The sequence below is a fragment of the Mesorhizobium sp. M1403 genome, assembly GCF_040317695.1.
Lineage (GTDB): Bacteria > Pseudomonadota > Alphaproteobacteria > Rhizobiales > Rhizobiaceae > Mesorhizobium.
The window spans coordinates 48073-70553 of sequence record NZ_JAMYKY010000020.1 but is presented as its reverse complement, the minus strand read 5'-3'; the positions used below and the strand labels follow the sequence as shown (position 1 = coordinate 70553).

General features: G+C 61.2%; 26 protein-coding genes and 1 pseudogene. 9 read left to right on the top strand and 18 right to left on the bottom strand.

Going from position 1 to position 22481, the window contains the following annotated elements; translation table 11 throughout:
- Positions 1–595: 595 nt before the first annotated feature.
- Both NKH01_RS25970 and NKH01_RS25965 read left to right on the top strand, forming a co-directional pair.
- Positions 596–742, top strand: coding sequence for a S46 family peptidase (locus NKH01_RS25970; protein ID WP_353023118.1), 147 nt, complete (start codon positions 596–598; stop codon positions 740–742).
- Between the two features lie 34 nt (positions 743–776).
- Positions 777–1340: a S46 family peptidase gene (locus tag NKH01_RS25965; RefSeq protein WP_353023085.1), complete on the top strand. Its 564-nt coding sequence runs from the start codon at positions 777–779 to the stop codon at positions 1338–1340.
- A 40-nt stretch (positions 1341–1380) separates the two neighbouring features.
- Here NKH01_RS25965 and NKH01_RS25960 read toward each other — a convergent pair whose 3' ends face one another.
- Both NKH01_RS25960 and NKH01_RS25955 read right to left on the bottom strand, forming a co-directional pair.
- Positions 1381–1572: a hypothetical protein gene (locus NKH01_RS25960; RefSeq protein WP_352594214.1), complete on the bottom strand. Its 192-nt coding sequence runs from the start codon at positions 1570–1572 to the stop codon at positions 1381–1383.
- Between the two features lie 62 nt (positions 1573–1634).
- On the bottom strand, positions 1635–1838 hold the full coding sequence (locus tag NKH01_RS25955) for a hypothetical protein (protein WP_353023083.1): 204 nt from the start codon (positions 1836–1838) through the stop codon (positions 1635–1637).
- Positions 1839–2150: 312 nt separating this feature from the next.
- Here NKH01_RS25955 and NKH01_RS25950 point away from each other — a divergent pair, with 312 nt between their 5' ends.
- From NKH01_RS25950 to NKH01_RS25930, 5 genes are all read left to right on the top strand, one after another.
- A complete protein-coding gene (locus tag NKH01_RS25950; RefSeq protein ID WP_352784930.1) occupies positions 2151–2450 on the top strand; it encodes a Y4lK-related protein in 300 nt (99 codons plus the stop codon).
- Positions 2451–3389: 939 nt separating this feature from the next.
- The gene (locus NKH01_RS25945; protein ID WP_353023081.1) at positions 3390–3668 is read left to right on the top strand and encodes a hypothetical protein; all 279 of its coding nucleotides are present in this window, start codon (positions 3390–3392) and stop codon (positions 3666–3668) included.
- A gap of 6 nt (positions 3669–3674) precedes the next feature.
- A complete protein-coding gene (locus NKH01_RS25940) occupies positions 3675–3953 on the top strand; it encodes a hypothetical protein (protein WP_353023079.1) in 279 nt (92 codons plus the stop codon).
- Between the two features lie 278 nt (positions 3954–4231).
- On the top strand, positions 4232–4840 hold the full coding sequence (locus tag NKH01_RS25935) for an insulinase family protein (protein WP_353023116.1): 609 nt from the start codon (positions 4232–4234) through the stop codon (positions 4838–4840).
- A complete protein-coding gene (locus NKH01_RS25930; RefSeq protein WP_353023114.1) occupies positions 4744–5757 on the top strand; it encodes a class I SAM-dependent methyltransferase in 1014 nt (337 codons plus the stop codon). The genes NKH01_RS25935 and NKH01_RS25930 overlap by 97 nt, the downstream gene beginning before the upstream one ends.
- 395 nt (positions 5758–6152) lie before the next feature.
- Here NKH01_RS25930 and NKH01_RS25925 read toward each other — a convergent pair whose 3' ends face one another.
- From NKH01_RS25925 to NKH01_RS25875, 11 genes and pseudogenes are all read right to left on the bottom strand, one after another.
- Positions 6153–7571, bottom strand: a complete 1419-nt coding sequence (locus tag NKH01_RS25925; protein ID WP_353023077.1) for an FAD/NAD(P)-binding protein — start codon at positions 7569–7571, stop codon at positions 6153–6155.
- Positions 7568–8743, bottom strand: coding sequence for an FMNH2-dependent alkanesulfonate monooxygenase (gene ssuD, locus NKH01_RS25920; protein WP_353023075.1), 1176 nt, complete (start codon positions 8741–8743; stop codon positions 7568–7570). Before ssuD ends, NKH01_RS25925 begins: the two co-directional genes overlap by 4 nt.
- Before the next feature lie 33 nt (positions 8744–8776).
- Positions 8777–10024, bottom strand: a complete 1248-nt coding sequence (locus NKH01_RS25915; RefSeq protein ID WP_352457045.1) for an SfnB family sulfur acquisition oxidoreductase — start codon at positions 10022–10024, stop codon at positions 8777–8779.
- On the bottom strand, positions 10021–10812 hold the full coding sequence (locus NKH01_RS25910) for an ABC transporter ATP-binding protein (RefSeq protein WP_352830561.1): 792 nt from the start codon (positions 10810–10812) through the stop codon (positions 10021–10023). Before NKH01_RS25910 ends, NKH01_RS25915 begins: the two co-directional genes overlap by 4 nt.
- 64 nt (positions 10813–10876) lie before the next feature.
- On the bottom strand, positions 10877–12208 hold the full coding sequence (locus NKH01_RS25905; RefSeq protein ID WP_353023073.1) for an ABC transporter substrate-binding protein: 1332 nt from the start codon (positions 12206–12208) through the stop codon (positions 10877–10879).
- 49 nt (positions 12209–12257) lie between these two features.
- Positions 12258–13295, bottom strand: a complete 1038-nt coding sequence (locus tag NKH01_RS25900; protein ID WP_353023071.1) for a branched-chain amino acid ABC transporter permease — start codon at positions 13293–13295, stop codon at positions 12258–12260.
- Between the two features lie 3 nt (positions 13296–13298).
- Positions 13299–14195 (bottom strand): branched-chain amino acid ABC transporter permease, encoded by an 897-nt coding sequence (locus NKH01_RS25895; protein ID WP_353023069.1) that lies wholly within the window; start codon positions 14193–14195, stop codon positions 13299–13301.
- Positions 14195–15097 carry an ABC transporter ATP-binding protein gene (locus tag NKH01_RS25890; RefSeq protein ID WP_353023068.1) on the bottom strand — a complete coding sequence of 301 codons (903 nt, stop codon included), beginning with the start codon at positions 15095–15097 and terminating at the stop codon, positions 14195–14197. Before NKH01_RS25890 ends, NKH01_RS25895 begins: the two co-directional genes overlap by 1 nt.
- A gap of 60 nt (positions 15098–15157) precedes the next feature.
- The gene (sfnG, locus tag NKH01_RS25885) at positions 15158–16258 is read right to left on the bottom strand and encodes a dimethylsulfone monooxygenase SfnG (protein ID WP_353023066.1); all 1101 of its coding nucleotides are present in this window, start codon (positions 16256–16258) and stop codon (positions 15158–15160) included.
- Between the two features lie 26 nt (positions 16259–16284).
- A complete protein-coding gene (locus NKH01_RS25880) occupies positions 16285–16854 on the bottom strand; it encodes an NAD(P)H-dependent oxidoreductase (RefSeq protein ID WP_353023064.1) in 570 nt (189 codons plus the stop codon).
- 254 nt (positions 16855–17108) lie between these two features.
- Positions 17109–17795, bottom strand: a pseudogene (locus NKH01_RS25875) (TonB-dependent receptor plug domain-containing protein); the annotation flags it as partial.
- A 62-nt stretch (positions 17796–17857) separates the two neighbouring features.
- Between NKH01_RS25875 and NKH01_RS25870 the strand changes: the two are divergent.
- The gene (locus tag NKH01_RS25870; protein ID WP_023722890.1) at positions 17858–17983 is read left to right on the top strand and encodes a hypothetical protein; all 126 of its coding nucleotides are present in this window, start codon (positions 17858–17860) and stop codon (positions 17981–17983) included.
- A gap of 66 nt (positions 17984–18049) precedes the next feature.
- On the opposite strand, the gene NKH01_RS25865 is transcribed toward NKH01_RS25870, so the two are convergent.
- Both NKH01_RS25865 and NKH01_RS25860 read right to left on the bottom strand, forming a co-directional pair.
- A complete protein-coding gene (locus tag NKH01_RS25865; protein ID WP_353023062.1) occupies positions 18050–18508 on the bottom strand; it encodes a hypothetical protein in 459 nt (152 codons plus the stop codon).
- Between the two features lie 56 nt (positions 18509–18564).
- Positions 18565–19167, bottom strand: a complete 603-nt coding sequence (locus tag NKH01_RS25860) for a hypothetical protein (protein ID WP_353023060.1) — start codon at positions 19165–19167, stop codon at positions 18565–18567.
- A gap of 34 nt (positions 19168–19201) precedes the next feature.
- On the opposite strand from NKH01_RS25860, the gene NKH01_RS25855 reads away from it, so the two are divergent.
- Complete coding sequence (locus NKH01_RS25855) at positions 19202–19813, top strand: helix-turn-helix domain-containing protein (protein WP_353023058.1); 612 nt, start codon at positions 19202–19204, stop codon at positions 19811–19813.
- Positions 19814–19938: 125 nt separating this feature from the next.
- Here the strand turns inward: NKH01_RS25855 and NKH01_RS25850 are convergent, their stop codons facing one another.
- The 3 genes from NKH01_RS25850 to NKH01_RS25840 are packed head-to-tail and all read right to left on the bottom strand — an operon-like array spanning position 19939 to position 22479.
- Positions 19939–21255 carry a sensor histidine kinase gene (locus tag NKH01_RS25850; protein WP_353023056.1) on the bottom strand — a complete coding sequence of 439 codons (1317 nt, stop codon included), beginning with the start codon at positions 21253–21255 and terminating at the stop codon, positions 19939–19941.
- Complete coding sequence (locus NKH01_RS25845) at positions 21252–21797, bottom strand: putative pterin-binding protein (protein ID WP_353023054.1); 546 nt, start codon at positions 21795–21797, stop codon at positions 21252–21254. Before NKH01_RS25845 ends, NKH01_RS25850 begins: the two co-directional genes overlap by 4 nt.
- Positions 21787–22479, bottom strand: a complete 693-nt coding sequence (locus NKH01_RS25840; protein ID WP_353023052.1) for an FkbM family methyltransferase — start codon at positions 22477–22479, stop codon at positions 21787–21789. Before NKH01_RS25840 ends, NKH01_RS25845 begins: the two co-directional genes overlap by 11 nt.
- Between the last annotated feature and the right edge of the window lie 2 nt (positions 22480–22481).

The window sequence follows — 22481 nt, the reverse complement described above, 5'->3', positions numbered from 1 at the left end:
CCTGGTGCGGATGTTGAACGGTTCTCCGTTGCCGGAGCGTGGTTAGCACTCACCAGAAGCGAGTGCTAACGCGGCAGTGAGATAGGCCGTAGGCTCCTGCTAGTCAAGACGGAAGAGGGACGGGCGAAGAGCAAACGAGCGTGGAAGCACCGAGCCTTTTACGTGAAAGACGTCGGAGATCGGACATGGATGGGGCGGCTCACCATTTGTAACTGAAGGCTTTATTCATTTGGCACGATTGGTGCAGCGGATGATCCGCAAACGTTGCGCGCGACAAATATGAGAGGTGAACGCCATCAGGACTCTTGCGGTTAACGGGTCCACTCGGTGTTTACGGTGTTGGCCGCCGCGCGGGCGCCAGGACTCCGGCCATCCCGATAGTCACCAATCCAATCTGCGGAGAACAGGAGGCAAGATGAGAGCGACAGTCAGCATGAACTCGAATTTGAAATGTTTGGCCAAAGCAACTGCCATCGCCTTGCTCTGGACGGTCACGGCTACGTCGGCGAACGAAGGTATGTGGATGCCGGGCCAGACTGCGGAAGTGGGCGCGGCCATGCGGCCGTCTGGACGCTGACCCGCTCAACGCGATCGTATCACTGGGCGATGCTCCGCCTCGTTCGTCAGTCCACAAGGGCTGGTCGCAACCAATCATCATTGCGTGTTAGAATCCATCCAATACCACAGCAAAGAGGGCCAGGACTATCTCACAGACGGCTTTCTGGCGAAGAGCCCTGGGTGAAGAATTGCCCGCGGCGCCAGGCAGCCGAATCCATGTGATCGAGGACATGCGGGATGTGACCGCCGAAATACTCAAGGGCGTCTCGGACAAGCTGAATGGGTTTGCCCGCTATGAGCGGCTCGCCACGAACCGCAAGGCCCTGATCGCCGCATGTGAAGGACAGCCCAATCGCCGCTGCGACGTAGGGGCCTATTATGGCGCGCCTCCTACTATCTCCAGCAGAAGCTCGAAATCGAGGACGTGCGCCTTGTCTATGCGCCCGCGCTCGGCATCGGTAACCTTCGGCGGCGAAACGGACAATTGGATGTGGCCGCGCCACACAGGCGACTTCGGCTTTTATCGCGCCTATGTCGCTCCTGATGGTTCCTCCCGGCCATACGCGCGCGACAACGTGCCCTACCGGGCCAAGAACTGGCTGCGCATCGCCGCTGAAGGCGCCAGGATGGACATTCTGCTGAATTTTACCTGCGGCGCTGTTTCATGGACGCGCGCTTGGCCCCATTTTCTTGCCCGCCTCGGCTCATGCGGGGCGGGCTTCTTGGCGTTCTGGGAGGATTTGCTCACCATGGTTCATAGTGGCGGCGCGACTGTCCGGTGAGCGCCTCACCTGAGGCTACATGGCGGCCGTGGAGATTGCCTCAGAAGCGGCGCCCGATCGGAAACCTTAGCACCTCCGCGTTTTGGCGTGGCTGCTTGAACTCTTCGACGGCAACCGCCTCAATTAGCAGGTCCAAGGCTTCGCGTCCCCTTCGACTCATCGGGTCATCGCCACATAGGTAGTCATACGCTCGATCTAAATGCACTCGGGCGGCGGAAAAATCGCTTGTCATAGGACCCTCTCTACCCGCCCGCATTGCCGTCTAGGAGGTGAAGGTCGCGCAATCGCCAATATCTACAGACAAATTTGAATTAAATCGGAAATAATCGGGGGAGTAGCCAGGATTTCCCCCCCACGGTGACTGAACCGGTCGACTTCGACGCCGAGGTTTCGGCATTCCTCGCGCGCCTGGAGGCGAAAGTCCCCTGACATGATGCCGCCGTCGAGCCCGCCGACGATCACTCGCTGGCGCTCGGTCGGGTCATAAATGCCGAGCACCCCGTTCCGAGACCACCCTTGACCTCCGTCATTCGATGCAGACGCGCGGAACCGGCCCCGATTCTGCGGCGTAGAGCCAGAGGCGGCCGCCAGGTCCCAGGCCGGTTGGCTCCAAATCGCGCTAGGTCGTGTAGATCAGGTTTGGAGTGCCCGGGGTGCCAACAATCAACAAATGCGCAGGAACGCCGGCGCCTTCGGCAGGCCTGAGACCCTACAACCTGTGCAAGTGCACAGGTAGCGAAGTGCGTGCAGGTTCGAGCACAATGGGCGTCGGCGCAATTTCCATGCCGACCACCAACGGAGATATCTGCGATGACCAGCAACATGCGGCTAATGAAAGCGAGCGAGATTCCCGCCTTCGTCGACAAGGTGATCGAGGCTGGCTGTGATATCTGCGCGATCGGTCACTTAGGCTACTCACTGGGCGATGTTGACGGGAAGGTACCCTGGCGCAAGGTAAAACGAATCGTGGAAGAGTTTGGCGATCGTGATCACCTGCTACCGGAGATCGTTGCCTATCTTCGCTCGATAGGTCGGTACATAGAACTCTCGTCGTCGACAAACGAGGGCCGGAGACCCCACAAAACAGGCACTCGAAGACGGAACGCATAAAGGGCGGATCAGACACGGACGGGTATCGACGCCAACGAGCTGTGGTTTGCCCAACAGGGCAATACCTGGTCTTCTCGTACTGGGCACCACGGACAAGGGTCGGTCAATGACTATTCGCCGGGCAATGTCGTCGAAACTATCAAGTCCGGCGACGGCAAGGTGCTTACCCATTCCGACGTGGCAACTCTGGGTCGCGGCCATGGCTGGTGTCGATCCGGCAACGTCGTACACGGAATTCGGCATCCAACCAAAGATGCGCGGTTTGCAGACGCCTAGCAGGTTGTGACCATTGCTGCGGCAATCCAGCAGTCCTGGATGGCTGATGAAAACAAGTCCAAGATGCCCGGTGCGCGCTGAAAAATCGTGAGAAATTCGATTTGGATTATGACAGCTGATAAAATGACCCGATTCAATTTCGATATCAATCAGCGCCCTTCGCCGGAAGCTGTCGGTCCGCATCGCGCCTGACGGCGGCGCTATGCTGGTGCTCCTACGCCGCCCTGTTGGCGAGGGCTTCGGGTCATCGCACTGTCACGCTTCGGCTATCCGCCTTCCCTCATGCTCAGTCCTAATCGATGCGGTAGACGCCCCCCAACAACATCGCGATGTGCCTTACTGAAAGAATCCACAACTTCGTAAGCTGCGACAGGAGAGAAAAAAGCAACAGATAGAAAACCGCCGCCGAGTTCCATAATATGCGCATCCTCGAAGGCCTCGCGCCAGTTCGAGGCGCATTCATATCCCCCTCCGCAGCAGCACGCGCAAGCATCGTCACAAGCCCCGAGCCGCTTCGCGTTCGGCGCTGTCCAATTTCCGACAATGTCGGATACGCAACGTAGCAGAGTCAGATCTACCAGACTGCGTATAAATGGTTTTCTCATTTGGCACGGTACATGCACGATCATCCGCAAACACGTGACCGACCAAAGAAGACGTCGCATGATCACCTCACCAAAACATACCGCCGCCGCGGAACAAATCACTTCGCCCCGAACCTTGCTTATCGTCCGTCCCGTCACCACAGCCGGAGCCATCCGCTTCGTCTTCGACGGCGGCACCACGCACGACTCGGCTGACAAGGAGGGACTGGCCAATATGATGACCGGCCTGTTCGACGAGGGCGCCGGCGATCTCGACAGCGATCCCTTCCAGGTGACGGTTGACCATGCCGGGGCCGAGATGAGCTTCGACGCGCAGCGCGACGGCATTTATGGCTAGATGCGCATGCTGTCCGAACGGAAGGACGCCGCCTTCGATCTGCTCAGGCTCGCGGCTAACAGCCCCCGCTTCGACCAGGAGCCGGTCCACCGCATCCGCGCCAACATTCTCGCCAGCATCATCGCCAATGAGCGCGACCCCCACGCGATCGCCGAGCTTGCATGGCGGCGCAGAATCTACGGCACGCATCCTTATTCGAGGCCGGACGAGGGGCACCAAGGAGAGCCTCGCCGGCACAACGCCGGCCGATCTAGGCGCCCTCCACAAGGCCGCTTTCGCCCGTGACGGGCTGCACGTCGCGGTCGTCGGCGACATTGATGCCAAAGGCCTGAGTGAAAGGCTCCACGAGGTGGTCGGCGATTTGCCTCAGAAGCAGGCGATCGCCCCGGTGGCCGATGTCGCCCCGAGCTCGGCCGGCGTAATTGGTCGCCTACGACCCGCCGCAGACTTCGCTGCAGCTGGTTTTTCCCGGCATCGGACGCAGCGACCCGGAATTCTAAGCCGCACAGCTGATAAGCAAAATACTCAGAGGCTTGCCATTTACCTCGCGTCTGTTCCAGGAAGTGCGCGAAAAGCGCGGCCTTGTTTACGGTATCCATTCCAGCCTGAAAGACCACCAGCATTCCAATGCGCTTGTCGTGACCACGGCGACGCGCGCCGACAGGGCGGCCGAGACGCTCGGGCTGATACGCCACGTGATCAGGGAGTTGGCGGAAACAGGGCCGACAGAGGCCGAGCTAAAAGCGAGCAAGAAATATCTGATCGGCACCTATGCTACCAACAATCTGGATTCCTCCAGTTCGATTGCAGCCACGCTTGTCGGGTCTTGGCATCGGCTACACCAGTGCCGCGCCGCCCTCATCGATCGACCAAGTCGAGGCAGCGGCGAAGAAGCTGCTTTCGGCCGAACCCGCCATTATGGTGGTCGGCCCGGGCGTGGACGCCAAAGGATGGGCCCGGGCTCCAATTTCGCCATTCTCTCCCTTGTGAGGCTTTTACTGGGAGAGATCGAGCCCAAAGGGAGATTCCGATGTCTGAAGCGAGTCAGGAAAAGTTGGACGCATTCTTGGGGAAAATGGTCGGCGATCTCGGTGCGATCGCTACGGGCGCGGGAGTCTTGCTGGGCGACAGACTCGGCCTGTTCAAGGCATTGCGCGAAGGCGGCAAGATGACGGCCGCCGAACTTTCGACACGCACCGGTACCCAGGAGCGCCTTGTAAGGGAATGGCTTTCCGGGCAGGCGGCGGCGGGCTACGTCGACTACGATGAAGCCAACGACCAGTTCTATCTCAACGCCGAGCAGGAGCTGGTGTTCGCCGATGAAAATAGCCCGGCCTTCATGGCTGGCGCATTCGAGTTCCTATCCGCGCTGTGGCTCGATGAAGAAAAGGTGAGGCAAGCGTTCCAGTCCGGCAAGGGCGTTGCATGGCACGATCATAGCGCGTGTCTGTTTCGCGGCACGGAGCGGTTCTTCCGTCCAGGCTATAATGCCAATCTGATCGACTCCTGGCTGCCGGCCCTGGAGGGCGTAGTCGAGAAGCTCGAACGCGGCGTGGAGGTCGCGGATGTCGGATGCGGTCATGGCGCATCGACGGTGCTCATGGCACGTGCTTTCCCCAATTCGCGCTTCGTCGGCTTCGATTATCACGCCCCTTCGATCGAGCGCGCCCGCAAGGCCGCCGAGGAAGCCGGCGTCGGCGCCAACACGCGCTTCGAGGTCGCGGCCGCCAAGACCTATCCCGGCACCTATGACCTCGTCGCTTTTTTCGATTGCCTTCACGACATGGGCGACCCGGCGGGCGCCGCCACCCATGTCCACGGGTCGCTCAAGCCGGATGGCACGTGGATGATCGTCGAGCCGTTCGCGCATGATCATCTAACGGCGAACCTCAATCCCGTCGGACGCGTTTACTATGCCGCTTCCACGTTCGTGTGCACGCCCGCATCCCTGTCGCAGGAAGTCCGGCTCGGGCTTGGCGCCCAGGCCGGCGAGGCGAGGCTACGCAAGGTGGTGACCGGCGGCGGCTTCAAGCGATTCCGTCGCGCCACGGAGACGCCGTTCAACATGGTGCTGGAGGCCCGCCCCTAGCGCGGCCGTCGCTAGAAATTGCAGCTCATCGCTTTATGGTGAAGATCTCGTCAAAATCCGAACTCACAGTTATCGACAAATTTTCAGAGGCGTCACCCCCTGAGATCAGATTGGAGTTGTTAGAAGCCAACAGTAGTTGAAGGCACACGCAGCCAAGCTCGTCGCCTAGACTAGTTCGGTGCTCTCAGAGAAGCCAACTCCGAAGACCGTACTCCGCTCAAACGCGCAGTCTCTCCACCTGAACTTGGGCGACTTCGGCGGCGTCGGCGACAAACGCGAAAAGCGCCAGGAGCGGCACTGCGACCAATGGCGCTTTCATAAACCTCGAAGGCGCTTTCAATCCTGGCGATGCGTTCCGTCAGTGTCATCTGAATAGACTCATGCTAATCACAGCTTCACGAAGCCTTGCGACGCAACGCCGTTTGGTATCCCAACCATTGGTGAATTTCGGCGGCGATGCGCTCGGCATGTGCGGTGACTTCGGGAATTCCCATCAGTTCGCCGACGCTGCCTCGCGCCAATGGCCCGCTGACGAAAACGCTGTCGGTCGGGCGCCCGGATGTGCCGACGGCACGGCCTTGGCTGTCGGTCTCCAAACCAAGACCAATCGGGTCGAGCCGGACCAATCCCATCCGCTCGAGCGCCGCAATCGCCGTGTTGGTCCGCAAGATATCGGCGTGCGCCGGTCCGGTCGTCACGACCACACTGTCGAAAGCCTCGACAACGAGGCTGCGTTGGCCACGCAGCCGCTGCCTGACGCAAATGCGTCCGTCGACCTGTTCGGCGCCGACAATCGTTGCGGCGCGATAGGCAAGCTTGCCCTCGGCGACGCATCGATCGAGCACGTCCGCAACTTGCGGCGCGAGGCGGAAGCGATGCACGTCCCAGAGCGCACGAAGATGGCGTGCCACACGTCGCTGCTCGGCCAGCGGCAAGGCCTGCCAGATGGTTTGTCCCTGACGTCGGACGGCATCGAGCACCGGATGCCAGTCTTCGCCCCGACGCTTGGCATCAAGGATCGTTACCCGGATGCGCCTGAATAGTGCCGTTGCGCTGCGTGAAGGAAGGGTCGTGAAATCGCCAATTGGATCGGCCAGCATCGCGGCTTGGCCGCGCGAGCGATAGCCGTGGCGTGACAGCGCGACGATGTGGCCACGATGCCCCTTGCGGTCGAGCGTTGCAATCACGTCCGCCGACGTCAGTCCGGTGCCCACGACCAGGACACGGTCGTCGCGGCCGATCGCTTCCAGCCTCTCGAGATCATAGGGATTGGCCACCAGCCCGGCTGTGCCAGCCACGGACTTCAGGGGCATCGGCAAGGCCGGCGGCGGATGCGTCGTCGCAATCACCACGGCGTCGGCAGCGAGCGTCCCGCCATCAGCGAGGATCAGACGGTAGCCCTCGCCGGTGCGCTCGACCGATGCGACGGCGGACCTGACATGGCGGATCGTTTTGCTGAGAAGGAAGGGCCGGAGATGAGATCCCACATAGCGCCCGAAAACGCGACGCTGCGGGTAGAGTGCTCCGTAGGCGGCAATAGCCTCGGCATCGTCTACAATGGCTCTGGTCTGCTCCAGCCAGTCGGCAAAGTGGCTGTCCTGCCCGGAGATCAGCGTCATTCTCGACGCCGGCACATTGATGCGATGTGCCGGATCGGCCGTGGAATAAGCCAGACCATAGCCGAGCCCCTCGCGGGGCTCGACGACCACGATATCGGATGCACCGGCCGGGAGCAGTCGCGCCAGATGAAACGCAGTCGCCGCACCTGAAAAGCCGCCGCCGACAATCGCTACGATCGGTGCGCTGGCGCTCAAGACTGGCTCGCGCGCAGCGCCGACGGGCGATGGTCGCCGGCCACGGTTTCGCCGAAGGGGCCCATGTTGACGGCCGTCGGCCGCGTTGAGATCTCGTGATCGAGCGGCAACAGCGGCAGCACCAGTTCGCCGAAGCGATAGGCTTCCTCCAGATGCGGATAGCCGGACAGGATGAAGGTATCGATGCCGATGCGCCGGTATTCGTCGATGCGCTCCGCCACCGTCGCCGCATCGCCGACCAGAGCGGTGCCGGCGCCGCCGCGCACCAGGCCGACACCGGCCCACAGATTCGGACTGATTTCGAGTTTGTCGCGACGGCCGCCATGCAGCCGGCTCATGCGCGACTGGCCGACGGAATCCATGCGCGCGAAAACCTTCTGCGCCTCGGCGATCGTCTTGTCGTCCAGGCGGCTGATCAGGCGGTCGGCATCGGCCCAGGCTTCGTCATTGGTTTCGCGAACGATGACATGCAGCCTGATGCCGAAACTCACCTGGCGTCCGGCCTTCTCGGCAAGGCCGCGCACATGGTCGACCTTGGCGGCGACGTCAGCCGGCGGTTCGCCCCAGGTGAGGTATTTGTCGATCTGCTCGGCGGCGACCGCATTGGCCGCCTCCGACGAGCCACCGAAATACAGCGGCGGATGCGGGGTCTGCACAGGCGGGAACAGCAGCCTTCCGTCCTCGATGCGGAAGTGCTTGCCTTCGAAGGCAATGGTCTCGCCGCTGAGCACGGCCTTGTAGATATCGAGAAACTCCCGCGTCACCTCATAGCGCTCATCATGGCTGAGGAAGATGCCGTCGCCCTTGTTCTCGACCGGGTCACCGCCGGTGACCACGTTGATAAGCAGGCGCCCGCCGGAAATGCGGTCGAGCGTCGAGGTCATCCGCGCGGCAAGCGTCGGCGATTGCAGGCCCGGCCGCACCGCAACGAGGAAGCGGAGCCGCTGCGTCAACGGCGCCAGCGCCGACGCCACGACCCAGCTGTCCTCGCAGCTTCGGCCGGTCGGCAGCAGCGCGCCGTAATAGCCGATGGCGTCGGCGGCCTTGGCGACCTGGGTCAGATAGGGCAGGTCGACCGCCCTGCCCCCCTCGGAGGTGCCGAGATAGCGGCTGTCGCCATGGGTCGGGAGAAACCACAGGACCTTGATCCTGTCGGGGATGGCAGTGCTCATGAACAGTCCTTTGTGACTTTACGGCGTTCTCGCTCAGCTCCAGGCGTGGAGCGGCGGATTGACGTCGTTCAGGTAATAGTTGCCGAGGATCGCGTATTTCCAGCGCACCGGATCGTGCAGCGTGTGGGTTCGGGCATTGCGCCAGTGCCGGTCGAGATTGTGCTCGGCCAGTGTGGATCGCGTGCCGGCGAGTTCGAACAATTTGTTGGTGGCGTTGATGGCGATCTCGGTGGTGAGGATCTTGGATTCGGCAACCGCGATCTGCGCTTCCGCGACGGTCTTATCGTTCGGATCGGCCACGGCGCGGTCGACCGCCAGCCCTGCCTTGTCCAGAACGGCCTGCGCCGCATTGGCCCGCAGGCGAAGGTCACCGACGGCCTGGATAGTGTAGGGATCCTGCCAGGCATGATCGACGCCGCTGTCGATCCACGCGCGCGACTTGGTGCGCACGAAGCTGACGGTTTCGTCGATCGCCGCGTTGGCGATGCCGAGATCGACAGCAGCCTGGATGATCTGGAAGATGGCGCCGTCGGCCGTCGCCCGGTCATAGCCCTTGTAGCCGGGGACGAGATGCGTCTTCGGCACTTTCACATTGTCGAGCAGGACTGTGCCGGACAGCGTCGTCTTCTGGCCGAAGCTCGACCAGTCGTCGATGACCGTCAGTCCGGGCGCGCCGCGATCGGCGATGGCATACCAGGCCCGGCCCTCGTCATCGAGCGCCACGATCGGCACCAGATGGGCGAGCAGCGCGCCGCTTGAATAGAATTTCTGGCCATTGACCACGACGTGGTCGCCAGCGTCGACGAATTTGGTCTCAAAATCGGCCGCCCGCTTGGAGCCGAATTCCGAGAACGCGTTGCCGAACCGCGTGCCGGACAGAACTTCGGCGAAGAGCAACTGCTTCTGGGCCTCGTCAGAGACGGTGCGGATGGCGGCGACGACGCCGAGATGGTTCTGCGGAATCTGGCCGAGCGACGGATCGGCCGCCGAGATGATGGTGATCACCTTCGACAGCGTCACATAGGAGAGTTCCGGTCCGCCATAGGCCTTCGGCACGTTGATCGACCACAGGCCGCTCTGCGAAAACGCATCGAGCTCTTCCTTCGGCCAGATGCGCTCGCGGTCCCGCCTGGAGGCGTCCTTGGCGAAGTCTGCGGCCAGTTTTTCCGCCACAGCGATCGCCTCGGCATCGGTCTTGATGACATGCGCTCTGGCCGACGGACGCTCGACCGGAGGGACGGCGCTGCGAGTATCGGACGGCTGCTTCGATTGGATGGTCATGCTGCGGTCTCCTGGGGAAAATGTTGCGATGGAAGCGGCGTGCCGCCGAGATAGTAGGTCTTGATGTCGTCGCGCTGGCGCAGGTCGGCGGCCGACCCTTCCAGCACGCTCTTTCCGTTTTCGAGCACTGTGGCGCGGTCGGCATATTTCAGCGCCACTGCCGAATTCTGCTCGGCGACGAGGATCGACAGATCTTCGTCCCGATTGAGCCGCTTCAAGGCGCTGAAGATCTCATCGACGATCAGCGGCGCGAGCCCCATCGACGGCTCGTCCAGCACGAAGAGTTTCGGCCGCGACATCAGGCCCCGGCCGATAGCCGTCATCTGCTGCTCGCCGCCGGAGGTGAGGCCGGACCGGGTTCGCCGCTTCTCGGCGAGCCTGGGGAAAAGCGCATAGACGCGGTCGAGGTCGGCCTTGACGCCGGTGCGGGAGGACGAACGCCCGAGCGCGCCGGTCAGAAGGTTCTCCTCGACCGTCAGCGAGCGGAAGCAGTGTCGGCCCTCGAGGACCTGGACCAGACCCTTGCGGACGAGGTGAGAGGGGCTTGCCCTGGAGACATCCTCGCCGTCGAAAGTGATCCGGCCAGCGGTAACGGTGCCGCGCTCGGCCGGGAGGAGATTGGATACGGCGCGTAGCAGCGTCGTCTTGCCGGCGCCGTTGGAGCCGAGCAGTGCGACGATCTCGCCTTTACCGACCGACAGGTCGACACCGTGCAGGGCGGCGATGGCGCCGTTGTAGACGGCCTCCACGCGACTGACCGACAGGATCGGATTTTCCGGGCTGGACATCGATGACTCCGCAATAGGCAGGAAATCGCGGCCGGCCCGGGGGCCGGCCGCGAGTTGTTTGACTTCAGTTGCTGACCACTGCTTCGGCGTCTTCGGCCGTGCGGATCTTGATGCCCTTTTCCTTGGCATAGGCCTCGGACGACTTCTCGATGATCGGACGCAGCAGCTTCCAGTCGGGCGCAATCCAGTCGGAGACGACGTTCCACTTCTTGCCGTCCCACTGCTGGAAGGTCACGTAGCCGTCACCTTCGTGATTGTCCCAGGAGACGTTGATCGAGTGGAACAGGTCCTTGGCGCCCAGCGCCTCGACGCGTGCCGGATCGAGCTTGAGATGCTCGAAGCCCCAGCGGACTTCGTCGCCGGTGAGCGTGCGGTTGCCGAACTTGGCCTGCGCGATGCGGACCGCCTCGACATTGAGGATGCCGTTGACGATGCCGAGATTGTGGTAGACCGAGCCGATACGGCTCTTTTCCTCGAGATTGCCTTTGCCGGCGCCGTAGACCGTTTTGACGATCTCCTGGACCACCGGATACTGCTCGCCTGACGCCTGGGTGGTGATGGCCGTATAGCCCTTGGCGGCATCGCCCGCGGGGATCACATCCTCTTCCGAATTCGACCAGACATTGCCGACGATGTGATCGGCCGGGAAGCCGGTCTTCTGCGCGGTCTTGAGCGCAACCGGGTTCATCACGCCCCAGCCGCGCAGCACCACATAGTCGGGATGCTCGCGACGGATCGTCAGCCACTGCGCCTGCTGCTCGTTGCCTGGATGCGGAACCTCGATCTGCGACAGCTCGAAGCCGTATTTCTGCGACAGCAGCTCATAGATCGGAATCGTCTCCTTGCCATAGGGCGAGCCGTGATAGAGCACGACGATCTTCTTGCCCTTGAGCTTGTCGAGGCCACCTTCCTTGGAGGCGATATAGTTCACGATGCCCGAGGTCTCGCTGTACGGATTGAGCAGCAGCGGGAAGACGTAAGGGAACACGCGTCCGTCCGTGGTGTCGGTGCGGCCGTGGTTGATGGTGATCAGCGGCACCTTGTCATCGGTGATGCGGTCGATCATGGCATAGGCGATGCCGACCGAAAGCGGGTTCCAGGCGGCGATGCCGGGATTGCTCTTCAATCGTTCATAGACCTCGACGCCCTTCTCGACCTCATACTGCGTCTCGCCCTCGCTCCAGGTCAGCTTGACGCCGTTGACGCCGCCGTCGCGGATGTTGATCAGGTTGAGATAGTCGATGAAGCCGCCGAAGAAGCCGGTGCCGCCGGCGGCATAAGGGCCGACGCGGTAGCTCTGCAGGGGAAAATACTGCTCGTCGGCGTGGACCGCCGTCGCGCCGAGGACTAAGGCCGTGGCGATCGCCGCTTTCTTGAGGTGACTGAAGAAGGTCATGGATTGCGTCTCCTGAGGTTGTGGTCCGTGAGAGGATGTCGAGCGGCGCTCAGCTGGACCTTGAGCCGATCCGTCGTTTCAGGCGGTCGAAGAGGGCCGACAGCCCGTTCGGTTCCGCGATGAGGAAGATGATGATGAGCGCGCCGAGCACGATGCGCTGGCTCATGTCGAGAACACCCGAATCGAACAGTCCGCCAAACAGGAAGGCGCCAAGCCGCGACAGGATGAGCGGAAAGACGACGATGAACGCCGCTCCCAGAAAGGCGCCGCGTATCGAGGCCAGCCCGCCGATGATGATGATGAACAGGATCTGGAACGAGCGGTCGAGATTGAAGCCGGCCGGCTCGACGGTGCGCAGATAGGTGAAGGCCCACAGCACCCCGGCGACGCCGATGATGAAGGACGAGATGGCGAACGCGAGCAGCTTGGTCTTCAGCACAGGGACGCCGATCACCCGCGCGGCGGTTTCGTTGTCGCGCACGGCGATGAAATTGCGGCCGGTCGCGCTGTTGACCAGGCGCCAGACGAGCGCCGTGAGCACGATGACCGTGGTCACCGAGAGCAGGTAGCGGCCCGTCGCCTTGTCGAGCGAGAAGCCCGCAACGGCAAGGTGCGGCGCCGAGATCACCCCGGAAGGGTTGTCGTTGGAGAACCACCCGAACTTGGTCAGCGCCCACTGCACGAAGAACTGGGCGGCGAGCGTCGAGACGGCGAGATAGAAGCCGCGCAGGCGCAGGCTCGGCAATCCGAACACGACGCCGATGCCGGCGGCTGAAATCCCGGCCAGGATCATGGTCGCAGCCAGCGGCAGTCCTTCGACCCGAAGGTTGAAATTGTAGGCGGCGAAAGCGCCGACCGCCATGAAGGCGGAGGAGCCCAGCGAAAGCTGGCCGCAATAGCCGGTCAAAAGGTTGAGGCCGACCGCCGCCAGGCTGAGCGCCAGGAACGGCAACAGGATCGCCTCGACGAGATAGCTCGACGCATAGGCGGGGATCAGGCCGTAGGCGACGGCAATCATAGTGGCCGGCAGAGCTAGCTTCTGCCAGTCGATTGGACGCCTTGCGGCATCGAGCGCTTGGACGGCCATCGGTCAGACCCTTTCGACAGTCTTCTGGCCAAACAGGCCGGAGGGGCGCACCAGCAGGACGACCAGCGCCAGCGCATAGGCGAACCAGCCTTCGATGCCGCCACCGACAAAGGGTCCGAGGTAGACCTCGGCGAGCTTCTCGCTGGCGCCGATGATGAGGCCGCCGACGATGGCGCCGAGGATAGAATCGAAGCCGCCAAGCACCAGCACCGGCAGCGCCTTCAGCACGATCAGCGACAGCGAGAACTGGACGCCGAGGCGCGCGCCCCACAAAAGTCCCGCGACCAGCGCCACGAACCCCGCGGCCGTCCACACCGTTCCCCAGATCCGGGGCAGCCGCAGCCCGACGGCGAGCGCCGCGAACTGGTCGTCTGCGACGGCGCGAAACGCTAGGCCGATGCGGGTCCAATAGAAGAATGCGCTCAAGCCGGCGACCATCGCCGCGGCAATGCCTGCAGCAAGAAGATCGAACGACGAGATCAGGATGCCGCCGACCTCGACCGGCGTGTCGTCGATGCCGAGATCGAGCCCGTGCACCTGCGTGCCCCACACCAACTGGGCAGCGCCTTCAATGATGTAAGACAGCCCAAGCGTGGCCATGAACAGCGTCATCGGCGAGCGATTGACCAGCGGCCTCAGCACAGTTCGCTCGATGGTGAAGCCCAGCGCAACCATGACCGCGAGGGTAATGAGCAGCGAAAGCGCAAACGGGATGCCGCGTTCGACAAGGCTGACAAAGGTGAGTGCGGCGAACAGCACCATCGACCCTTGCGCGAAGTTCAGCACGCCCGACGTCTTGTAGATCAGCACGAAACCGATGGCGACGAGCGAATACATGACGCCTGAGAGCAAGCCACCGACCAGCACCTCGATGAGGAAGAGGAAATCATAGTAGCTCATCAAATGCCCTCGCCATCTTCGCCTTCGGCGGTGCCGATATAGGCCCGGATCACCGCCGGATTGGCCCTGACCTCGGCCGGTGTCCCGTCGGCGATCTTGCGGCCGTAGTCGAGCACGGCGACGCGGTCGGAGAGCCCCATGACCACGCCGATATCGTGTTCGATCAGGATGATGGTGACGTCGTGCCGGTCGCGCGCTGCGCGCACGAAACCGGCCATCTCGGCCTTCTCGGTCCCCGTCATGCCGGCCATCGGCTCGTCGAGCAGCAGGATCTTCGGCTCGGCGACGAGCGCGCGCGCCAGTTCGACCCGCTTCTGCAGGCCGTAGGGCAGCGTCGCGACCAGGCGATCGGCGACGGCCTCGAGATGCAGGAAGGCGATTGTCTGGTCGACCTTTTCAGCGATCGCGGCATCTTCGCGCCGGGCGCGCGGCAGACCGGCAATATGTTCGACGAAGCTGGCGCGCCGGGTGTGGACGCGGCCCGACGCGATGTTGTCGCGCACTGAAAGCCCACCGAACAGTGCCAGGTTCTGGAAGGTGCGCGCGACGCCGAGCCGTGCCAGACGGCTTGCCGACACCCGGGAGAAGGACTGGCCATCGATCGCGATCTTGCCCTGATCGGCGTGATAGAGGCCGCTGATGATGTTGATCAGCGAGGATTTGCCGGCGCCATTGGGACCGATCACAGCGCGAATCTCGCGGCTTTTGACCTCGAGGTCGACATCCCGCAGTGCCGTGACGCCACCAAAGGAAATGCTGATCCCGCCCAGCGCCAGGATCGCATCAGCCTTTGCCGACAGGCGCGCCGGGCGCGTGTCCTCGACGGAACCAGCACCAGCAAGAATGCCGGAAATTTCGGGCGCGCGCTCGTATGCGGCGGCTCCCAGCGAAGCACCAATCATGAAACGTTCCTGATTTTTTTTTGAAGGCGTGCGGGCGGCGGCCTGATGGCCGCGCCTGTCCTATTCCGCGGCGACGAGCTCCCTGTCGCGCGCCGATTCCAGTTCGCGCACCAGAGGGATGACGCGCTTGCCGAAGAACTCGACCTCTTCCTGGAAATGCAGGAAGCCGAGCAGGATCAGATCCGCGCCGGCATCCTTCAGCTTGAGGATGCGTTCGGCAATCTGTTCCGGCGTGCCGATGAGATTGCTGCGGAAGCCGTCATTGTATTGGACAAGATCCTCGAAGGAGGATTTCGCCCAGTTGCCTTCGCCTTCCGGCGAGGCCTTGCCGGCATTCTTGACCTGATCGGCGAAACCCTGCACCGCCTCCGGATTGGCCTTGGCGATGATCTCGTCGAGCACGGTGCGCGCTTCTGCCTCGGTTTCGCGAGCGATGGCAAAGGCGTTTACGCCGATCTTCACCTTGTGGCCATTGGCCTTCGCCTTGGTCTTGATGTCGTCAACCTGCTTCTTGATCTCTTCCGGCGTGTTGCCGTTGGTGAAATACCAGTCGGAAACCCGCGCAGCCATGTCGCGCGCCGCGCGCGATGAGCCGCCTTGGAAGATCTCCGGCTGCGGATCGATCGGCTTCGGCTTCATCGAGTAGTTGGTGAAGCGATAGAAGTCGCCCTTTAGCGTGAAATTATCCTCGGTCCAGATGCCGCGCAGCGCACGGATGAATTCCTCCGAGCGGCGATAGCGCTCGTCATGGTCGAGCCACAGCTCGCCGATGGCGGCGAACTCACCGCGGAACCAGCCGCTCACGACATTGACCGCGACACGGCCATTGGTCAGGTGGTTGATGGTGGCTATCTGCTTGGCCGCCAGCGCTGGATTCCATGGGCCGGGCAGGATTGCCGCGATGACTTTCAGCGTTCTGGTCGCCGCAAGCAAGGCGTGGCTGAACGATACGGATTCGTGCTGGTTGTCGGCGCCATAGCCGGCCGTGAAGCGTATCTGGCTCAGCGCGTAGTCGAAGCCGTTGGCCTCGGCGATCTGAGCGAGCTTGCGGTTATAGTCGATGTCCCAGCCTGTCCGCTGCTCGATGTTGGAGATGACAAGGCCGCCCGAGACGTTCGGGACCCAGTAGGCGAATTTCACGTTGTCGGAATTCGAGGTCATTCGTTCGTTTCCCCTTTTGATTGGCTTCAACCGACGCGCGTGGCGACGGCAGCGTTTGCATGACTGGAATTAAGCAAGGAGACCGCTTCGGCAGCGGCCCGTGAGATGCGATCGATAATCGCCGCGCCGACGAGCTTTGCATCGACGAAATCGTCGGGCGCGCCGTAGACGCCGGTCGGGACGGTGACGGCCCCGAAAAAACCGAACAATGGCCGGAGCTGATGTTCGAGAACCAGGCCATGGTATGGACTTCCGCCTGTTGCCGCGAGAAGCACGGTCTTGCCAGCCAGCGCACGATAGTCGACGAGGTCAAACAGGTGCTTGAGGGCCCCGGAGTAGGAAGCCCGATAGACAGGCGTTCCGACCACGAGAAGGTCGGACTTCTCGACACGCTGGATGATCGCTTCGCCAGACGCGCCGAGCGCGCGACGAGACAGCCCGGCGAAAATCGAAGGCGCCGCCTCGGTGATTTCGATCAGGCCGGTGTCTGCCGGGACGCGCAATGCGACTGCCTTGACCAGCGCGTTGACCACCGCGGTAGTGCGCGATGGTGTGCTTACGCCGCCGGATATTCCGAGAACCGATAGCCTTGCCAACTCGTCAATCTCCCAGACCCTGCGTGCGCATCGGGTCATTTCCAAACCGGGGCAGACGATATTCGACAAAATCTATAGAGATAAGGAATTATCTTTTGATTTTTCCAAACCATTGAGAAAATCGGAGTGCTGACGCCTCATTAGCATGAGCTCTAACATCCGATTGGCGGCAAACCGCGGGCGCAGACCGGCCAGGCTTGATCGTGGCGATCGGCGCTCCGTTGCCCGGTGCGGCCCGCGCCGCAGATTGTCACCACCGGCACGTCGCGCTTTTGGTTGTCGATCGGCGTCGCCGCCGTGATAGCTGCCGTTGAATCGGACCCCGAACTGCCGCTCGGCGCCGAAACGCCCGCTCACATCGAGATGCCCGCCGCCCTGGGGGCTCGACCGTGTCAGATCGACCTCGGCCCGCGCGCTTGGGATGATATTGGTCGTACCCCCCGAGACTGCTGTTCGGCGCGATGCCATAAAGGAGCGCCACCGGTCCTTTGAGAACCTCGATCGCTCGATATAATCGGTGAACAAGCGATAGGTCGGCGCGACCCCGAACACACCGTCGAACGCGACCTCGCCAAAATTTCCTTCATTGATCGGAAAGCCGCGAATGTAGAAGGAATCCAATATCCCGCCGGTTGAATGGGTGCTCCGTACCAAGGATCATTGATCATCACGTCGTCCACCGTGCGTGCGCCCTGATCCTCGATCGTTTGCGCCGTGTAGCTGCCTATGTTGAACGGCGCATCCATGGTGTCGCGATTGCCGAGCAGGCCCAGGCGCCCGCCTCGCGCGACTTGTCCGCCCGGATACGCTTCCGGCAGATTGTCGATCGTTGCGGTCAGGGGCAGGCCGCCCAGCCCCACCACCACGATGCGCTCGAGCACCGTGCCATGGCATGTTCGTTTCATTGTTGACAGGTTAGTCATGCAAGACCTCCTGACCATCCTCACCCAGCTCTCGCCGGGCAAGGCAAAACGTTCTTGGTCCTTGGCGTGAGGGGACTTGGATGAGGAAATCTGTTGGGCTGTTCGCTGCGCTGGCCGTGATGGGTCAGGACGCCGCTGCGCAGGAGTCGACGGCTGATCGTCTGATGAAACTAGACCGGGAAGACGGTTATGCCGGACTTTTCTGAAACGCCGGTGGCTGGCGCTCGAGGTCAGAACATATCGGTTTTCGCTCGCCTTCCCTCTCGGCTCACTCACTTGTGCGGCATACAATAGACGCCCTCGGATTCCATGAGTACCGCGCCGCCCATCAACTCGCTCATTGCGCCAACCCAGGCTTCCGAATAAGTGCGGCTGGCATCCACGGCCGTCAGCCAAAGAACGCGATTGTCAGCCAGTTCGACTTTAACTTCCTGCTGCAAAGGGCTTGCCTGCACGGTCTGTTGATAGTGCCGTTTGATCCTGACATTGCTGGCCGGGAACTCAGCTTCGTTGCTGCCATAGTTCAGCACAAACCTAGTATGGTCCTCGGCCACTGTGCAACTGCCGTCACGCTCACACACGATTTTGGCGGCGGTCTTGCAGTCCCATTTCAGTGAAGCGGGCCACATAGGATTGTCCACGCTTGATCGCGGCTTGTCGCTCTGACCAGCCGCCGTCAACACTGCGCCTGTGTTCAAAATCACAGTGGACAGGAGAAGCGCTTTGAACACTACAGACCTCCCTGAATTGCGATCCCATAGTACGTCGTCCTGCGTGATCGCCTGGCTCATGGCATGTTGAGATTGAACCAGCTTTTCTGGCGCACACCGTTCGCGTCATCATACTCGATGAACCAGGGCTTTCCGCGTATCGGTCGAGGGATGGTGACGTAGGTGGGGCCATTACCGACGGAATGCCCTCGATCGTTCCCCGCGGTCTGGATTTTTGCCGCAACCACCTTACCGTCGATTTCGATTTGGACCTGACGTGATCCGTCTCCATGATGCCTGCTGAGGGCGTTGTTTTTGAAAACGACGGGCAAGGAGAGCCTATTGGCCGCGATGCGGCAGATGTTTTGTTCTTGACCTAAGCCCGGCCGATCGAATTCGGAGCTGCCAACTGCTTCCCAGCCAGACGGACAATCCTCATACTTCTCAAATCTCGCCGCGCTGGAGTTGGCTTGCGGACAGGTCGGCCAATTAAAACCCGGGGCTTCCATCGCCGCAATCAACCTGTAAATTGGCGGGTGGCACGAGGGGGTGCCTTGCCAGTCGCCGGAAAGACATAGGAGGACCTGACAGCCCCATTCCGACGCTTTTGATTGGGATGGAAGAGCTGCGGCGCCCGCCATGGCGACGGCACCCCCCAATAGGAATTTGAGTATGGTCATAGCCTTTTCCTCGCTGCGGATTTGATAGTTTACTATGGATGATCCGCGCGAAAAAGGACAGATCAAAAAGGCAGGCTTTGTGCGACTACATCGATTTATGAAACGAGACGACGGAGGCGTGGTCAACAACCCGTTGCGCGCCAACATTGCCCTGACGCTCGAGCGGGAGAGAGCCAGACGCGGCTTATCCCATATGCACATGGCCGAACTGTTTCGAACCCCCGAGGGCGAAAAACTGGCCTATCGAACCTACATTCAGACTGTGCGTCAGAAAAATAATGTCACATTGACGACGCTGCAGATCATGGCAAACGGCTTGCAAGTGTCCTTTGCAGGACTGCTCGCCGGCGGTAAGAAAGTTCCGGAATGGGCGCATCGGTTTGACGACAATGCGATCCGCAAGCGGCTGGCGCACATCATCGATTTTGAGCGACAACGACGTACTTTGCACCGCTATGAGATGGCCGAACTCATCGGTGTGGCGGAGGCGACATTCACGAAACTGGAGCGCGCGAGCGGCAATATCAGCGTGGACACGATTGCCGCGATCGCCAAGGCGTTAAAACTGGATCCAGCGACCTTCCTCTTTTCCGAAATGATCCCACCAACAGCAGACCTACCTGTTTCTGATCAGCTGGAGGGGTAGACACCCATTCGAGAGCTGATCCAGCGTCATCATCCTTCTAGTGGAGACTACGGAATGACCTAGCAGGCTCTGGCGATGCTCGCGCAGACCGTGCAATTCACGTCAAAATAGAGCAGAGCTGATACCTAGCCGCCCCACGAGTGTTCCTTTGTTCGCCCGTACCTGCGGAACAATTGCCAAAAAGTGGCTGCGGCGGAAGCCAGGGGAATTCTGACCTGTACGGTTGTGCCGACACCGGGAGCGCTGTTGATGATGAGCTTTCCGTTTAGCGTCGAGACCATCTGGGAACATGCGGTCAGACCAAGGCCAGTGTGGTTCCCGGCTCGCGTTGAAAAGAACGGCGTGGTTGCTTTTGCAGCGATCGCGGGCGGCATGCCTGAGCCCTCGTCGGCCACTTCAAGCACGAGATAAGTGCGTGGGAGGAACGGGTGTCGCTTGACTGTCGCGGAGATGAGAACTTGTGCATTTCTGGCGCCGGATAGGGCGGCCAGAGCGTTTTCTATCAACTCATTGACCACCAACCGCGACGGCGTCGCCGGAACAAGTTGCAAACGCGCTTTGGAATCGACCGAGACTTGCACCAAACTGCCGCGATCTTGCGCGAGATCCTCGAGCAATGGGCCGAGCGGCGCGGTGCTGGAATCTTGTGGCGCATAGGCGATCTGAAGCACACTGTTGGTGATTGATTCCAATTCGGTCGCGGCACTGCGCGCAGCCTCAAGCATTTCGCTGCTCCACTGCTTGTCTGGCTGTGCACGCTCAAGGAACAGTCTCAAGGCTGAAACACGCGATCGGGTGGTATGCGCAAAGAGCGACGCGAACGAGCGCATATGCTGATCGCGGCGGCTGGCCGAGGCATAGCGCTGATGGATCACGAGATAGAAAATAGCACCCAGGCCAAGTGCGATGGCGAAGATGAACCAGTTGCGCGTGGCGGCGATGTCGATGCTGGCGGTCTGCTGCAAGGTGGCGCTGTGATCAACAGTAGAGCTGGAAATCTCGTAAATTGACTGTTCCAGCTTGGCCATGTCGGCAATGGCTTGGGTGTAGTTTTTGCGCGCTGAAACTAGAGGTGCAATTTTCTGTTCGAGGGTCAGGCGAATCCGGCCCAGGAGTTCGGCGTCACGGTCGGGAAAAAAGCGATTCAGATAGGGCAGGTTTTCCAACTGCGCGACGTTGACGCTCACAAGCGCCATTTGTCGATCGATGTCGGCATCAAGCTTGCCCGTCTCGTCGGCAATGCGAAGATACCCATAGACCCGTATAAGGCGCTCGCGAATCTGTGCCGCGCGCCACTGAATCTCGAAAGTCTGATTAAGGATGGCATCCGTCTCCTGACGATAGCGGTTCGATTGGATGAATGTCCACGCACTCAGCCCAAGCGCTGCAGCCATACCGAGATAGGGCAGAACAGTGAGCAAACGGCCGTTGAAGAACTTCATTGCGTGGCGCGCAGGATGACTGGGAAAAACACCCAGATCGAGTTTCTTGCGGGAACGTAGGAGGCGGGCAGCTGGTCGAAGGGCCAGACGATGAAGATGGGGCCTTTCTCTACCATGCTGATCGGGCGGAAATCCTGGCCCGGTGGGCAGAGTGAGATGGCCTTGTCATTCTCGTTGCAACGACGCTCGACCGCCAGGATCGGATTATAAGACCGGATTTCGTCCATACGAATATCGGAAACGAAGTTGTCATAGGCGACAACTTTGACCTCCTGCGCGGCGGTGATTCCGGCCCCGGCAAGCACGTCTGCAAGCAGCGGTCCACGATATTCGATTTTCTCGTTGTCGCTCGTCCAGGGCGTACGCGTGTCATAGGTCTGCTGCGGAAACTCTGCCCGTAGCTGCTTTACCGAAAAGACCCCGATGGTCTTGCCGCCGGCATCTTGAACCGACACTTCGTTGGGATCGAGCGGGATTCCCTCGGCGGCGCTGGCGAGCGGAAGGGCCACGGCAAATATAACGGCGAGAGCATTACGCAACATCTTCCACATCCTCGTATTCGCGGGGTCCATCGTTCTTGGCGAAGAGCACGCAAGGTCCTCGGGAGCCCCGCGGATCGTAGGCAAATCCCTTTTCTGCCAGGGCAAGCGTGATGTTTCGGATGCCGTCAAGGCCATAGAGATGGTCGTGCAGCTCAAGAAAGATGCGCTCGACCCCGGGCAGCTCGGCATCCTGCAGAAGTTCTTTCTCAGCACCTTCAATGTCCATGACGAGGGCGTTTATTCGATGATCGGTGATGAAACGATCAATGTCGGCCGAGACGATCGAAAGTTCGCGCTCGTAAGGTCCTTGGTCTTTGTCCGTGGAAGACATCCAAAGGTCGCGGCGAACGTAGAAGGTGAAGGACCGCGGCGGGCCGGCTGTGAGGATACCCTGGGAATATGTGACGTTGTCGAGATCGTTGGCCGCTATCACGCGTTTCGCTAGCTCCGCCGTTGCGGGATTTGCTTCAAAAGCCCATACCTGAACGCCGGGGATTTTGGCGATCAGTGCGGTGATGATGCCGATACCCGACCCTAGCTCCAGTACGCGATCGCGCGCCTTGACCGCCCTGAAGATCCACTTCGCCTCCTTAGCCTCATAGCTCTGGCTTTGAAGCGCTCGCCAGATAACCGGCGAAACATCCTGTGGTGCGACAGGAACCTTGATTCCATGGACGATCATAG

Excerpts from the sequence above, each read along its gene's own strand:
- NKH01_RS25960 (WP_352594214.1), bottom strand. The coding sequence starts at position 1,572 with ATGACAAGCGATTTTTCCGCCGCCCGAGTGCATTTAGATCGAGCGTAT.
- NKH01_RS25950 (WP_352784930.1), top strand. The coding sequence starts at position 2,151 with ATGACCAGCAACATGCGGCTAATGAAAGCGAGCGAGATTCCCGCCTTC.
- NKH01_RS25945 (WP_353023081.1), top strand. The coding sequence starts at position 3,390 with ATGATCACCTCACCAAAACATACCGCCGCCGCGGAACAAATCACTTCG.
- NKH01_RS25940 (WP_353023079.1), top strand. The coding sequence starts at position 3,675 with ATGCTGTCCGAACGGAAGGACGCCGCCTTCGATCTGCTCAGGCTCGCG.
- NKH01_RS25930 (WP_353023114.1), top strand. The coding sequence starts at position 4,744 with ATGGTCGGCGATCTCGGTGCGATCGCTACGGGCGCGGGAGTCTTGCTG.
- ssuD (WP_353023075.1), bottom strand. The coding sequence starts at position 8,743 with ATGAGCACTGCCATCCCCGACAGGATCAAGGTCCTGTGGTTTCTCCCG.
- NKH01_RS25915 (WP_352457045.1), bottom strand. The coding sequence starts at position 10,024 with ATGACCATCCAATCGAAGCAGCCGTCCGATACTCGCAGCGCCGTCCCT.
- NKH01_RS25910 (WP_352830561.1), bottom strand. The coding sequence starts at position 10,812 with ATGTCCAGCCCGGAAAATCCGATCCTGTCGGTCAGTCGCGTGGAGGCC.
- NKH01_RS25905 (WP_353023073.1), bottom strand. The coding sequence starts at position 12,208 with ATGACCTTCTTCAGTCACCTCAAGAAAGCGGCGATCGCCACGGCCTTA.
- NKH01_RS25900 (WP_353023071.1), bottom strand. The coding sequence starts at position 13,295 with ATGGCCGTCCAAGCGCTCGATGCCGCAAGGCGTCCAATCGACTGGCAG.
- NKH01_RS25895 (WP_353023069.1), bottom strand. The coding sequence starts at position 14,195 with ATGAGCTACTATGATTTCCTCTTCCTCATCGAGGTGCTGGTCGGTGGC.
- NKH01_RS25890 (WP_353023068.1), bottom strand. The coding sequence starts at position 15,097 with ATGATTGGTGCTTCGCTGGGAGCCGCCGCATACGAGCGCGCGCCCGAA.
- sfnG (WP_353023066.1), bottom strand. The coding sequence starts at position 16,258 with ATGACCTCGAATTCCGACAACGTGAAATTCGCCTACTGGGTCCCGAAC.
- NKH01_RS25870 (WP_023722890.1), top strand. The coding sequence starts at position 17,858 with ATGAGGAAATCTGTTGGGCTGTTCGCTGCGCTGGCCGTGATGGGTCAG.
- NKH01_RS25860 (WP_353023060.1), bottom strand. The coding sequence starts at position 19,167 with ATGACCATACTCAAATTCCTATTGGGGGGTGCCGTCGCCATGGCGGGC.
- NKH01_RS25855 (WP_353023058.1), top strand. The coding sequence starts at position 19,202 with ATGGATGATCCGCGCGAAAAAGGACAGATCAAAAAGGCAGGCTTTGTG.
- NKH01_RS25850 (WP_353023056.1), bottom strand. The coding sequence starts at position 21,255 with ATGAAGTTCTTCAACGGCCGTTTGCTCACTGTTCTGCCCTATCTCGGT.
- NKH01_RS25845 (WP_353023054.1), bottom strand. The coding sequence starts at position 21,797 with ATGTTGCGTAATGCTCTCGCCGTTATATTTGCCGTGGCCCTTCCGCTC.
- NKH01_RS25840 (WP_353023052.1), bottom strand. The coding sequence starts at position 22,479 with ATGATCGTCCATGGAATCAAGGTTCCTGTCGCACCACAGGATGTTTCG.